Below are 12,673 nucleotides of genomic sequence, written 5' to 3'. Positions count from 1 at the left end.
CCTTCAGAGTAGGTAAGGAGGCCTTCACGGACCCACAGCAAGGTGTGAAGGTCGAGTTACCTCGGTTCAGCCGCGTGAAGGGGCCTTCACGCGTGGCCGATGTGACAGCCGTAACTGCTGATGCTCCTGTTGCGAACGCGGCGATCACCAAGTCCGTGAAGGCCTCCTTGAGGGACCCAGAGTCCCTCAAGGCGGCCTTCACGGACTTGACATGAGAGGGAGACCGGGCGTGAGGGGGTCAGTCGGGGTGCACGTCGACGACGTGGACGTTGATCGCGGGCGGGGTCGTTCCGAGCTGTCCGGTCAGCGCCGCGCTCACCCGGTACCGCAGCAGTTCCGCGACCGCCGCTTCGACGCCGAACCGGACCGTCACCAGCACCTGGAGCACGTCGTCCTCGAGCGCGACGGCCGAGACGTGGACCCCGCCGAGGTCGCGGCCGATCCCGGCGGCCAGCTTCCTGGTCATCAGCACCAGCGCCCGTTCCGACACCTGCGTCTTCCCGCCCGCCGAGGGCAGGTCGAGCGGAGGGGTGGTGTGCTTGCCGCGGACGCCGCCGACCGACCGGAGCACCCGCTCGACGAGTCCTGGCGGCGTCGGCACCGGACGGCTCGCGGCGGCGCGCACCTGCTCCCACCGCGGGTCGTCGCGCGGATCCTCGCTCATCACCGTTCCCGGGGTCGGAAGTTGTCGCCGAGTTTCGCCAGCAGCGCCACCCGCGCGCGGTGCAGTCGAGCGCGCAGCGCGGGCACGCTCACTTCCATCACCTCGGCCACCTCGTCGTAGGTCAACCCTTCGAATTCTCGCAGAATCAGCGGGATCCGCTGGCCGACGTCGAGTTCGGCGATCGCGCGCAGCACCGCGTCGACCTGCTCGGCGCTCACCACATGCCCCTCCGGACCAGGCACGACACCCGCGTCGCCCTCGTCGAGCGGCACGGTCGGTTTCCGGCGCCGGACCTGTCCTAGCGCGCCGTTCGTCGTCACCCGATAGAGCCAGGTGGACACCGCGGACTCGTACCGGAACCCGGGCAGCGCGCGCCACGCGGAAAGCCAGGCTTCCTGGACGACGTCCTCCGCTTCGGACGCGCTGCCGGTGATCCGCAGCGCCACGCGGTACATCCTGGCCGTGTGCCGCCGCACCAAGGTGTCGAAGGCACCGTGGTCCCCGGCGGCGGCCCGGGCCGCCAGTTCCTCGTCCGGAACCGGCGCGGGGTCGCTCACCCGCCCTCCCGGCGGCGGTAGCGCAGCATGGTGAAGCCGTCTTCGAACAGCACGGACGCGAGGTCCATCCCCCGCGGTCGCGGGGACGGGCGTCCGTCGGCGATCCGGCGTTCGCCCGCGCCCGCCAGCAGCGGGGCGACGGTCAGGCACAGCTGGTCGACCAGGTCGGCCGCGATCAGGTCGGCGAACAGCGCCGGCCCGCCCTCGCAGTCGACACGGCGCAGCCCTCGTTCGGCCAGCAGCGCGAGCGCGCGGTGGAGGTCGACGTCGTCTGTCCCGGCGACGAGCACTTCGGCCCCCGCGCGCTCCAGCGCGGCCCGGGGCGCCTTCTCGGTGGTGATGACGATCGGCGGGACCTTGGTGTCGGTGAACAACGGGCCCGCGGGGTCGAGATCACCGGAACGGGTCACCACCGCGATCGGCGGGACTTCCGACAGCCCGAGCGAAACCCGGCGGGCGGCGCGTTCGGGATTGATCCGCGCGCCGCGGTAGCCCTCGGCGCGCGCGGTGCCGGCGCCGACCAGGATCACGTCGGAAAGCAGCCGTCCCGTCAGGAAGATCCGCTTGTCCGCGGGATGCGAGAGTCCCTCGGACAGCTGGTCGACCGCCACGGCGCCGTCGGCCGAGCTGACGAAGTTGACCTGGACCCAGGGACGGCTCAAATCCTCGGGGTACCCGTAGAGCCGTTCGAGGTCGGCATCCGAGACGGGACCCGCCGGTGTCGTTGGCCACAAAAGCTGCACACGAACATCCCAGCACGGGCCCGGCGGCACCGCTGAGCGGGGGATACGCCCGGTCAGGGAGAGTGAACGGCCGCCGCCGGTGCCGTTACTCTCGGCGAATGCCCGCCCGCCTGATCGATCGCCGTCCGGAGCTGTCCGCCGACGAGCTGATCACCGCGCTCGTCCCGCCGCCCCGGTTCGACGCCGTCCGGTTCTCCACCTACGTGCCCAACCCGGACGAACCGAGCCAGGCCGAGGCCGTCGTCGACTGCGGCGCGTTCGCGAAGCGCGTGTCGGAAGCCGCGAACCGGAAGCCGAAGTCGAAGCTGCGCGCGCTGTTCGGCGGCGGGGACGAGGAGCCGGACGGGCCGAGGGGCCTCTACCTCGACGGTGGCTTCGGCGTCGGCAAGACGCACCTGCTCGCCTCGACGTGGCACGAAACGCCGTCGCCCAAGGCGTACGGGACGTTCGTGGAGCTGACCCACCTCGTCGGCGCGCTGGGGTTCGCGGAGGCGGTGCGGCGGCTTTCCGAACACCGCTTCCTGGCGATCGACGAGTTCGAACTCGACGACCCCGGCGACACCATGCTCGTCACCCGGCTGCTCCAGGAGCTGATCTCGAACGGGGTCTTCGTGGCGGCCACCTCCAACACGCTGCCGGACAAACTCGGCGAGGGCCGGTTCGCCGCCGCGGACTTCCTGCGCGAGATCCAGTCCCTGTCCGCCAAGTTCGGCGTCTGCCGGGTCGACGGCCCGGACTACCGTCACCGCGGCCTGCCGGACGCGCCGCCGCCCGCGAGCCCCCAGGAGCTGGAAGCCTCCGCCGCCGCGCATCCCGAGTCCACTGTGGACGATTTCGACGCGTTGTGCGAGCACCTCGGCGGGCTGCATCCTTCGCGCTACGGCAGGCTTCTCGACGGCGTGACCCGGGTGCACCTTCGCGACATCCACCCGGTTCCCGACCAGAACGTCGGGCTGCGGATGGTCGCCTTCGCCGACCGGCTCTACGACCGCGCGATCCCGCTGGTGGTCTCCGGCGAGCCGGTGCCGCTGCTGTTCACCGAGGAGATGGTGAACGGCGGCTACCGCAAGAAGTACCTGCGCGCCGTCAGCCGTCTGACGGCACTGGCTCGCGACGCCGTTCAGCCCAGCTGAGCGAGGACCAGGCCGCGCAGACGGTCGCGACCGCGAACAGCGTGCCGCCCACGACATCGGTCAGGTAGTGGTAGCCGAGGCCGATCATGCCGATCGTGACCCCGGCGAGCACCACCGCGCCCACGACCGAGATGACGGCCGTCGCGACCCCGGGGCGGGCGAGCAGGACGAGCACGGTCAGCACCGCGACCAGCGCGACGGTGTGCCCGCTGGGATAGGCGAGATAGGTGGTCTTCCAGCGGCCGAAGAGCGGTTTGAGCACCCAGGTGTTCCCGAGGATCGCGACGAGCGGGCCCACGACGGTCAGTGCCGCTTCGAGTCTGCGCCGTCCGATCAGGCAGAGGGCGGCGGCGACGGCCGCGACGGGGATGAGGACGTAGGCCTCGGTCGGCAGCACGAGCAGCCGGAGAAGGCCGGGGTCACCGCCGAAGGCGCGCTCCACCCACTTGGCGGCGAGCTGGTCGGGGCCTGCCGGGCCTTCGCCCGGGACCAGCGTCCCGAGTACGACCATGATCATCGCACATGTCACCGCGACGAGCCCGTACGGCGCCCTTCCGCTCATCCGGCGAGATTACGTGAAGGCCGATCAGTCACCATGCAGGGACGGCTTGTGGAAGGGGGCTTTCGATGCGGATCACGGTGGTCGGCGGCGGAGTGATCGGGCTGAGCTGCGCGCACCGGCTGGCCGGAGCCGGGCACGACGTCACGGTGGTCACCGCCGACCGGCCCGGCGAGACGACGTCGGCCGTCGCCGGCGGCGTGCTCTTCCCGCCGCTGTCGGTGCACTCCGACCAGGTCGATCGCTGGACCGCGGCGAGTGTGGAGGACTACCGCTCGCTCGGCGCGCCCGGCGTCCGCCTGCGGCGGGGAACGTTCTTCATCCCCCGCGAGGCGCCCCTGCCGTCCTGGGCGTTCTCGATGCCCGACCTCGACCACGAACCCGGGCGGCTCACCTTCACGACCACGGTGATCGACACCCCGGTGTACCTCGCGTGGCTCGCCGACCGGGTCGCCGGGCTGGGCGTGCGCACCGAGTACCGCACCGTCTCGCGGCTGGAAGACCTCGACGCGGACCTCGTGGTGAACGCGGCCGGGCTCGGCGGCGGACGGCTGGCGGGCGACGGCACCGTCGTGCCGGTCGGCGGCCAGGTCGTCCACCTCGCCGACCCGGGACTGACCGAATGGATCGTCGACGGGTCGACGCCGGTGCTGCGCCACGTGATCCCGCACGGGCGGCACGTCGTCTGCGGCGGCACGCAGGAGCCGGGCCGCGACTCCGTCGAGCCGGATCCCGGGGTGACCGCGGACATCGTGCGGCGCTGCCGGGAACTCGTGCCCGCGCTGGCCGACGCTCCGGTGCTGGGCGCGAAGGTGGGCCTGCGGCCGTTCCGCCCGCAGGTGCGGCTGGAGCGGGACGGCGACGTCGTGCACTGCTACGGGCACGGGGGAGCGGGGATCACGCTGGCCTGGGGCTGCGCGGACGACGTCCTGGCCCTGGTGTGAGCACCCGGCGCATTCAGAGGACGAAATGCGCAGAGGTCAGAGGGCCGCGAAGGCCTCGTGGTCCGCTTCGGTCTGGTCCGCGTACCGCACCGCGTACGCCCCGATGGCCTCGTCGAGGTCTTCGTCGTCCTCGAAGTACCCCGCGAGCATCCGCGGATGCAGTGACCGCGCGTGCGCCCGCGCCAGCAGCGCGCCCGCCAGGCGGCCGTAGTCGTCGAGGTGGTCCTTCTTCAGCTCCGCCGGATCGATGTCGCCCTTGAGGTTCCGGAACTGCCGCACGATGTACGGCACGCCGTCGATGGTCGTCCAGCCGAGCAGGATGTCCGTCTCGGCCTGCACGAGCCGTGCGCCTTCGACGATCCGGCGGCCTTCGTGCTCCGGCGCGGCCAGTCCGAGGAACGGCGCGAGCGCCGACGGATTGGCCTGCTTCACCTGCAGGACAAGGTCCTCGCCGCTGTTTCCGTGCAGCAGTGCGACATAGCTCCGCAGGCCGACACTGCCCGTGCCAACGACGCGGAAGGCCACATCGGACACCCGGTAGCGCGAGATCAGCGTCCGCCGTGACTCGCGCAGCGTATCCACATAGGACACCAGTCCGGTGACGACCGCTTCCGCCGTGGCGTCGTCGACGTGGGTGAGCACCGGCGGGTCCTCGACGAACCGGTGCCGTTCGAGGCCGGTCTCGTGGTCGTCGATCCGCCGGGTCCACTTCGCGGTGACCTTGGCGCTGGTGTTCTTCCGCGCCTTCTCGGCCGCTTCCTCGAAGTCGTCGATCAGGTCGTGCGCGCGGACCTTGCTCAGCACCGACGCGTCCGGCAGCGCGTTCCACGACCGCAGGAACGGCAGTTCCGCCAGGCCCCGGATGGTGCGCCGGTAGGACTTCACCGCGTCTTCGGCGGCCTCCCGGCACCCCGACTCGCCGATGCCGCCCTCACGCCCGGCCAGCACGAGACTCGCGGCGAGCCGTTTGAGGTCCCATTCCCACGGGCCCGGCACGGATTCGTCGAAGTCGTTGATGTCCATGACGATCTGGCCTTCGGGGGTGCCGTACAGCCCGAAGTTCGCGGCGTGCGCGTCCCCGCACAGCTGCGCCGTCAGCCCGGACACCGGGGAGCCCGCCAGATCGGCGGCCATCAGCCCGGCGGCACCGCGGTAGAAGGTGAACGGCGACGCGAGCATGCGCTCACGCCGCAGTTCCACCAGTTCCGGCAGGCGGCCTTCGTTGGTCCGCGCGAAGAACTCGGCCACCCCGGGACGCCCGTCGCCCGCCGCCGCGTGATCGTGCGCGGACGACGGCGCCTTGTCCCGCAGTGCCTTGCCCTTCGCGAACCAGTCCTCCGGCGTCACCGTCTCGGTGCCGACCAGCGGCCGCTCCACCCACTCCCGCGCGTCTCCCATGGACAGCCAACGTACCGGCCGCCCGAAAGGTTCACCGGGTCTTGACGACCTCCGTGATCGCGTCGATACCCAGGTCGAGTTCCTCGCGGGTGATCACCAGCGGCGGCGCGATCCGCAGCGTGTGATCGTGCGTCTCCTTGCACAGCACGCCGCGTTCGGCCAGCGCGGTGGACGCTTCGCGGCCGGTCGGCCCGCCGGGCGCGATGTCGATCCCGGCCCAGAGCCCGCGCCCGCGGACCTCGGCCAGCCCGTTCCCGACCAGTTCGCCGAGCCGGGAGTGCAGGTGGGCGCCCAGCTCCCGCGAGCGCTCCTGGAATTCGCCGGTCTTGAGCAGCCCGACCACGGCCCGCCCGATCGCGCAGGCGACCGGGTTCCCGCCGAAGGTGGAGCCGTGCTCGCCCGGCCGCAGCACGCCGAGCACGTCCTTGCCGCCGACCACCGCCGAGACCGGCATGATCCCGCCGCCGAGCGCCTTGCCCAGGGTGTAGACGTCGGCGCGCACGCCTTCGTGGTCGAGCGCGAGGACGGTGCCGGTGCGGGCGAGGCCGGACTGGATCTCGTCGGCGATCAGCAGGACGTTGTGCTCGTCGCACAGCCGTCGCGCTTCGGCGAAGTAACCGGCGGGCGGCACGATGACGCCCGCCTCGCCCTGCACCGGCTCCAGCAGGATCGCGGCGGTGCGCTCGGTGATGGCGTCGCGCAGCGCTTCGGCGTCGCCGTACTTGACCGTGACGAAGCCCGGCGTGAACGGCCCGAAGTCGGCGCGTGCGGTCTCGTCGGTGGAGAAGGACACGATGGTGGTCGTGCGGCCGTGGAAGTTCGAACCCGCGACGACGATCTCGGCGGTGCCGTCGGGGACGCCCTTGACCTGGTACGCCCACTTGCGGGCGATCTTCACCGCGGACTCGACGGCCTCCGCACCGGAGTTCATCGGCAGGGTCATCTCGGTACCGGTCAGCTCGGCGAGCTCGCGGCAGAACAGTCCGAGCTGGTCGTGGTGGAAGGCGCGCGAGGTCAGCGTCACCCGGCCGAACTGCTCGACCGCGGCGGCGATCAGCCCGGGGTGTCGGTGCCCGAAGTTCAGCGCGGAGTAGCCGGAGAGGAAGTCGAGGTAGGTCTTGCCCTCCACGTCGGTGACCGAAGCGCCTTCGGCGGTGGCGATCACCACGGGCAGGGGGTGGTAGTTGTGCGTGCTCCACTGCTCGTCGAGCGCGATGAAGTCGGCGGTCGTCATGCGTTCAGGTTAGATGCCACAGTGGTGGACTTCATCCGGGAAACGTTGCTTTGACCCGTTGTTCGTTGCGTATCGACTCCATCGAGTGGCGAAATCATGCGGGGGAGTACTTGATCACCGCAGGCGCCGGACACCGGCCGCGGTTATCGTCGCCGGATGGCGAAAAAGGACACCGTCTCCGTCCGGGACACGCTGAGGATCGGCAAGGGGACCGAGCGGCACGACCCGGGCACGTTCCCGATCGGACCGAAGAAGAAGCCCAAGGCGCTCGAATCCCTCGCCGAGGCCGGGGCCAAGCTCGCGAAGCTCCAGGAGGCCCTCTACGCCGAGGGCGTCGGCGGAGGGAACCGCAGCCTCCTGCTGGTTTTGCAGGGGATGGACACCTCCGGCAAGGGCGGCACGGTGGGACACGTCCTCGGCCTGGTCAACCCGATGGGCGTGCGGTACGCGGGGTTCAAGAAGCCGACCGCCGCCGAAGCGCGCCACCACTACCTGTGGCGGATCCGCAAGCAGCTCCCCGTGCCGGGGCAGGTCGGCGTCTTCGACCGCTCCCATTACGAGGACATCCTGGTCCCGCGTGTGCAGAAGCTGGTGCCCGCCGCGGAATGGCGCAAGCGCTACGCCGAGATCAACGCGTTCGAGCGGGAACTGACCGAGGCTGGCACGACGATCGTGAAGGTCTTCCTCGACATCTCGCCGGAGGAGCAGCTGAAGCGGCTCAAGGCGAGGCTGGAGACCCCGGCGAAGTGGTGGAAGTACAACCCCGCCGACCTCGACGCGCGCGCCCAGTGGAACGACTACCAGAAGGCCTACGCGGACATCTTCGCCAAGACGTCGACGGAGACAGCGCCCTGGTACGCGGTCCCGGCCGACCACAAGTGGTACCGGAACTACCTGGTCGCCCGGCTGCTGATCGAGGCGATCGAGGAGATGGACCCGAAGTTCCCGCCCGCCGACTTCGATCCCGAGACGGAACTGACGAAGCTGGAAGGCGTTGGCGTTCCCGGTTGATCGTCTGAGAGAGTTCGGACGTGACCAGCTTCGAAGATCTCCCGTTCCTCCGTCGTCAGGCCCGTACTCAGCGCTTCACGCTCGGCGCGCCGAAAGAGTTCAAAGTCGCCCCGGACGGCTCGCGCGTCCTGTTCCTGCGGTCCGAGTCCGGTACCGACCCGCGGCACAGCCTGTGGTCGTTCGACGTCGCGTCGGGCGAGGAGACGAAGCTGGTCGACGCGGCCGAACTGCTGCCGGGTGAAGAGGACCTGCCGCCCGAGGAGCGCGCCCGCCGCGAGCGCAGCCGGGAGACCGGCGGCGGCGTTGTCGGCTACGCGGTCGACGACGCCTTCACCGTCGCAGCGTTCTCGCTCTCGGGCAAGCTCCACACCCTCGACCTGGCGACCGGCGAGGTGTCCGTGCTGGTCGACGGCTCGGTCGTCGATCCCCGGCCCAGCCCGGACGGCGCCCACGTCGCCTACGTCCGCGACCGGCGCCTGCGGGTGATCGACCGGGCCACCGGCGCGGACCGCGTGCTCGTCGAGGAAGACGGCGAAGACATAGCCTGGGGGCTCGCGGAGTTCATCGCGGCCGAGGAGATGGGCCGCACCCGCGGGTACTGGTGGGCCCCGGACGGGAAGAGCCTGCTGGTCGAGCGGTCCGACAGGGCTGACGTGCCGCGCTGGACGATCGCCGATCCGGCCAACCCGCAGTCGGCGGCCAACGTCGTCGCGTACCCGGCGGCGGGGACGACGAACGCGGACGTGACGCTGGCGATCCTCGGTCTCGACGGCTCGCGCGTCGACGTCGCGAAGACCGATTGGGAGTACCTGGCCGCGGTGCACTGGTCGGCGGCGGGCAAGCCGCTGCTGTCCGTGCAGTCGCGGGACCAGCGCACGCTCCAGATCCAGGCGGTCGACCCCGCGGACGGTTCCGTCGAGGTCCTGCACACCGAGACCGACGAGCACTGGGTCGAACTCGCCGCGGGCGTCCCGGCGTGGACCGCCGACGGCCGGCTGGTGCGCGAGAGCGCCGCCGACGGCGACCACCGGCTGGTCGTCGACGGGGTCGCGGTCACGCCGCCGGGGGTGCAGGTGCGGTCGATCCTGCACGTCGGCGAGGAGGTGCTGTTCAGCGCGTCGGAAGCCGACCCGACGCAGATCCACGTCTTCCGCACCGAAGGCGGCGAGCTCCGCCGTCTGTCCACTGAGGACGGTGTGCACGTCGGCTCCGGGAACGCTTCGCTGACCGTGCTTTCGTCCTGGAGCCTGGAGCGCAGCGGTCCGGTGGTGACCGTCGTCTCCGGCGAGAAGACGGTGGCGCGCATCGGTTCGCACACCGTCGATCCCGACGTCGTCCCGAATCTGACCTGGCTGACGCTGGGGGAGCGCGGCCTGCGCGCCGCGCTGGTGCTGCCGACCGGGTACGAGGAGAGCGAGGGCAAGCTCCCGGTGCTGCTGGACCCGTACGGCGGCCCGCACGCCCAGCGTGTCCTCCAGACCCGCAACGCCTTCCTGACCCCGCAGTGGCTGGCGGACCAGGGCTTCGCGGTGCTGGTCGCCGACGGGCGCGGGACGCCCGGGCGAGGTTCGGGCTGGGAGAAGGAGATCGCGGGCAAACTCGCCGACGTCACCCTCGCCGACCAGGTCGACGCCCTGCACGCGGCGGCCGCGCTGCGTCCGGAACTGGACCTGGAGCGGGTCGCGATCCGCGGCTGGTCCTATGGCGGCTACCTGTCCGCGCTGGCCGTGCTGCGCCGCCCCGACGTCTTCCACGCCGGTGTCGCGGGCGCCCCGGTGACCGATTGGTCCCTGTACGACACGCACTACACCGAGCGCTATCTCGGTCTTCCGCAGAAGGACACGGCCGCCTACGAGCACAACTCGCTGATCGCCGGCGCCGGTGAGCTCAGCCGGGCGCTGCTGATCGTCCACGGACTGGCCGACGACAACGTTTTCGTCGCCCACTCGTTGCGCCTTTCGTCGGCACTGCTGGCCAAGGGGCGTCCGCACGTGTTCCTGCCGCTGGCCGGCGCGACGCATATGACGCCGCAGGCCGAAGAGGTCGCGGAGAACCTGATGCGCACGCAGGTGGACTGGATCGTGCGCGAGCTGTCCGGTGACGCGGCCAAGAGCGAGGAGAACGCATGAAACGGTGGGGCATCACCATTCCGCTGACCGGGGTGCCGCTCGCGGCGCACGAGGAGATGGTGCGGGAGCTGCCGGACCTCGGCTACACCGACGCGTGGTCGGCCGAGACCGCGGGCAACGACGCCTTCACCCCGCTGGTGCTCGCGTCGCAGTGGGCGCCGCAGCTGCGGCTGGGCACCGCGATCGTGCCGGTGTACACCCGCGGTCCCGGTCTGCTGGCGATGAGCGCGGCGACCGTCGCGGAACTGGCGCCCGGCCGGTTCGTGCTCGGCATCGGCGCGTCGTCGCCGGTGATCGTGAAGAACTGGAACGCCGCCGAGTTCGAGGCCCCGTTCGCGCGTTCCCGGGACACACTGCGGTTCCTGCGGTCGGCGCTGGCGGGGGAGAAGGTCTCGGAAACCTACGAGTCCTTCTCCGTCAGCAAGTTCCGGCTGGAACGGCCCGCCGACCCGCCGCCGTCGATCATGCTCGCCGCGCTGCGGCCGGGGATGCTGCGGCTGGCCGCGAAGGAGGCCGACGGCGCCATCACCAACTGGCTCGCGGCCTCGGACGTGCCGAAGGTGCGGGCCGAGATCGGACCGGACGTCGAACTCGCCGCGCGGATCTTCGTCTGCCCCACCGAGGACAAGGCCGCCGCGCGCGGACTCGGCCGGATGCTCATCTCCAGCTACCTGACCGTGCCGGTGTACGCGGCGTTCCACGAGTGGCTCGGGCGTGGCGAGGCTTTGGCGCCGATGCACGAGGCGTGGGCCGCGGGTGACCGGCAGAAGGCGAACCAGGTCATCCCGGACGAGGTCGTCGACGACCTGATCGTCCACGGCAGCCTCGATTCCTGCCGCGAGCAGGTGCAGTCCTATGTGGACAACGGGCTGACGACGCCGATCATCGCGCTGTTGCCGACGGGTGAGGATCCTTTCGCGCACGTGCGAGGTCTGGCTCCGCGGTAGCCGCTCGCCCCTGGTGTGTCATGAGGGGTCCCCTTAAGACACTTTTCGTCCTAAGGGGACCCCTCATGACCGGCTAGGACGGTTGTTGAGGGGCGACCCGGGGTCGGGTGACTCGGGGGTCGTGTCTCGAAGGGTCCCTTTGAGACATTGACGTAGCGCGGCCGGGACCCCAGCGGGGTGTGGCGCGAAGGGAGCCTTCCCCGCGTGCGATGCGGGGAAAGTCCCCTTCACCCCACGAGCCCTACGCAAGTCCGAAAAGCTCCTCGTACCGGGAAACCATCATGTGCGAACCCTTGATCTCCGACGTCGTCGCCGCGTCCAGGATGCCGACCTCCTCGGCGTAGGTCGCGCCCCCGGAAGGTCCGAGCGGCAACGAGATCATCGGTCCGCCCGGCGTGTGGGTCCGCAGTTCGCCGCCCTCGATCAGCGCCCGGATGTTGGCGACGACGACCTCCGCGTGATCACCGGCCACCTTCGCCAGCTTCCCTTCCGGCAGCGCGGTGATGTCGCCGATCGCGAACACTCGAGGCTGCCCCGGGAGTCGCAGGTCGGCCTCCACGGAAACCTGCCCGCTCGGCTGTCGCGCGGAGGCGAGGGAGCCGTCGAGGTACGCGGTGTGCGGCGCGCCGCCGTAGCACTGGAACCACAGGTCGGCGGTCACCTCGCCGCCCGAGCTCAACGAAGAGGTGAACGTCTTCGCCTGCCCCGGTTCCGAGATCGGCGCCTCGGTCAGTGCCGTGCCGAGCAGGAGTTCGACGCCCAGTTCGTCGAGCTGGCGGCGGATCTCCGCGCGGAAATCCGCCGGGAAGCCGGGCAGGATCTCCTTCGCCGGGTCGACGATCGTCACGGCCTTCTCCGGCCACGCCGCCTTGATCTCGCCCGCCAGTTCGAGGCCCACCGGGCCCGCGCCGAGCAGCAGCACCCTCTCCGCGCCCGCGAGTTCCTCCCGCGTGGCGCGGATCTTCGCCTTCGCCGAAGCGCTGTCCCGGAAGTCGATCTTCGCCGGGAACGGGTAAGCCGAACCGGTCGCCAGGACGACGTAATCCGGTGTGAGCCGCCCGCCCGACGCGAGCGTGACACCGTCCTGGTCCACGCTCACCGCGCGGTCGCGGAGCACCCGCCCGCGTTCGAGAAGTCCGGAGTACGGGTAGAAGAGCCGGTCCGTCCACTCGGGATCGACGAGTCCGCGCAACGCGGCGACGTGGTGGACGAAGTCCTCGCGCGGTTCGACGAGGACGACGTCGGCGATCGAGTCCAGTTCCTTCGCGACGGTGGTCCCGCCGTATCCCCCGCCGATGACGGCAACGGTCGTGCTCATGAGCGCCCCCTAGTTCGTAGTGCGTAAAGTTGGTAC

The 12,673-nt window shown here is 70.7% G+C and carries 13 protein-coding genes; 6 read left to right on the top strand and 7 right to left on the bottom strand.

Annotated elements, in window-relative coordinates:
- The coding region (locus ACFWMR_RS28840) for a hypothetical protein (RefSeq protein WP_378380638.1) at positions 1 to 215 on the top strand (215 nt) is incomplete at its 5' end.
- A 23-nt stretch (positions 216 to 238) separates the two neighbouring features.
- Here ACFWMR_RS28840 and ACFWMR_RS28835 read toward each other — a convergent pair.
- From ACFWMR_RS28835 to ACFWMR_RS28825, 3 genes are read right to left on the bottom strand one after another with little or no spacing between them, the layout of a single operon-like run.
- The gene (locus ACFWMR_RS28835; RefSeq protein ID WP_093935978.1) at positions 239 to 664 is read right to left on the bottom strand and encodes a hypothetical protein; all 426 of its coding nucleotides are present in this window, start codon (positions 662 to 664) and stop codon (positions 239 to 241) included.
- Entirely contained in the window at positions 664 to 1,221 is a 558-nt protein-coding gene (locus ACFWMR_RS28830) for an RNA polymerase sigma factor (RefSeq protein WP_378380637.1), read from the bottom strand. Before ACFWMR_RS28830 ends, ACFWMR_RS28835 begins: the two co-directional genes overlap by 1 nt.
- The gene (locus ACFWMR_RS28825; RefSeq protein ID WP_378380636.1) at positions 1,218 to 1,964 is read right to left on the bottom strand and encodes a pyrimidine reductase family protein; all 747 of its coding nucleotides are present in this window, start codon (positions 1,962 to 1,964) and stop codon (positions 1,218 to 1,220) included. The genes ACFWMR_RS28830 and ACFWMR_RS28825 overlap by 4 nt, the downstream gene beginning before the upstream one ends.
- Before the next feature lie 98 nt (positions 1,965 to 2,062).
- On the opposite strand from ACFWMR_RS28825, the gene zapE reads away from it, so the two are divergent.
- On the top strand, positions 2,063 to 3,097 hold the full coding sequence (gene zapE / locus ACFWMR_RS28820) for a cell division protein ZapE (RefSeq protein WP_378380635.1): 1,035 nt from the start codon (positions 2,063 to 2,065) through the stop codon (positions 3,095 to 3,097).
- Here zapE and ACFWMR_RS28815 read toward each other — a convergent pair.
- A complete protein-coding gene (locus tag ACFWMR_RS28815) occupies positions 3,051 to 3,659 on the bottom strand; it encodes a phosphatase PAP2 family protein (RefSeq protein WP_378380634.1) in 609 nt (202 codons plus the stop codon). The two genes, zapE and ACFWMR_RS28815, sit on opposite strands and share 47 nt — an antisense overlap.
- A 65-nt stretch (positions 3,660 to 3,724) precedes the next feature.
- On the opposite strand from ACFWMR_RS28815, the gene ACFWMR_RS28810 reads away from it, so the two are divergent.
- The gene (locus tag ACFWMR_RS28810) at positions 3,725 to 4,600 is read left to right on the top strand and encodes an FAD-dependent oxidoreductase (RefSeq protein WP_378380633.1); all 876 of its coding nucleotides are present in this window, start codon (positions 3,725 to 3,727) and stop codon (positions 4,598 to 4,600) included.
- A gap of 36 nt (positions 4,601 to 4,636) precedes the next feature.
- Here the strand turns inward: ACFWMR_RS28810 and ACFWMR_RS28805 are convergent, their stop codons facing one another.
- Entirely contained in the window at positions 4,637 to 5,998 is a 1,362-nt protein-coding gene (locus ACFWMR_RS28805; protein WP_093935984.1) for a DUF2252 domain-containing protein, read from the bottom strand.
- A 31-nt stretch (positions 5,999 to 6,029) separates the two neighbouring features.
- A complete protein-coding gene (gene rocD / locus ACFWMR_RS28800) occupies positions 6,030 to 7,232 on the bottom strand; it encodes an ornithine--oxo-acid transaminase (protein ID WP_378380632.1) in 1,203 nt (400 codons plus the stop codon).
- Between the two features lie 156 nt (positions 7,233 to 7,388).
- On the opposite strand from rocD, the gene ACFWMR_RS28795 reads away from it, so the two are divergent.
- The 3 genes from ACFWMR_RS28795 to ACFWMR_RS28785 are packed head-to-tail and all read left to right on the top strand — an operon-like array spanning position 7,389 to position 11,319.
- Positions 7,389 to 8,243 carry a PPK2 family polyphosphate kinase gene (locus tag ACFWMR_RS28795; RefSeq protein ID WP_378380631.1) on the top strand — a complete coding sequence of 285 codons (855 nt, stop codon included), beginning with the start codon at positions 7,389 to 7,391 and terminating at the stop codon, positions 8,241 to 8,243.
- Between the two features lie 20 nt (positions 8,244 to 8,263).
- Positions 8,264 to 10,372 (top strand): S9 family peptidase, encoded by a 2,109-nt coding sequence (locus tag ACFWMR_RS28790; RefSeq protein ID WP_378380630.1) that lies wholly within the window; start codon positions 8,264 to 8,266, stop codon positions 10,370 to 10,372.
- Positions 10,369 to 11,319 carry an LLM class F420-dependent oxidoreductase gene (locus tag ACFWMR_RS28785; RefSeq protein WP_378380629.1) on the top strand — a complete coding sequence of 317 codons (951 nt, stop codon included), beginning with the start codon at positions 10,369 to 10,371 and terminating at the stop codon, positions 11,317 to 11,319. Before ACFWMR_RS28790 ends, ACFWMR_RS28785 begins: the two co-directional genes overlap by 4 nt.
- Positions 11,320 to 11,560: 241 nt before the next feature.
- Here ACFWMR_RS28785 and ACFWMR_RS28780 read toward each other — a convergent pair whose 3' ends face one another.
- Positions 11,561 to 12,637: an NAD(P)/FAD-dependent oxidoreductase gene (locus tag ACFWMR_RS28780; protein ID WP_378380628.1), complete on the bottom strand. Its 1,077-nt coding sequence runs from the start codon at positions 12,635 to 12,637 to the stop codon at positions 11,561 to 11,563.
- Between the last annotated feature and the right edge of the window lie 36 nt (positions 12,638 to 12,673).

This window comes from Amycolatopsis thailandensis (genome assembly GCF_042723255.1).
In the GTDB taxonomy this organism is placed as follows: domain Bacteria; phylum Actinomycetota; class Actinomycetes; order Mycobacteriales; family Pseudonocardiaceae; genus Amycolatopsis; species Amycolatopsis thailandensis.
Note: the sequence above shows the minus strand (reverse complement) of the source record. Positions and strands in the feature narration are given on the sequence as shown.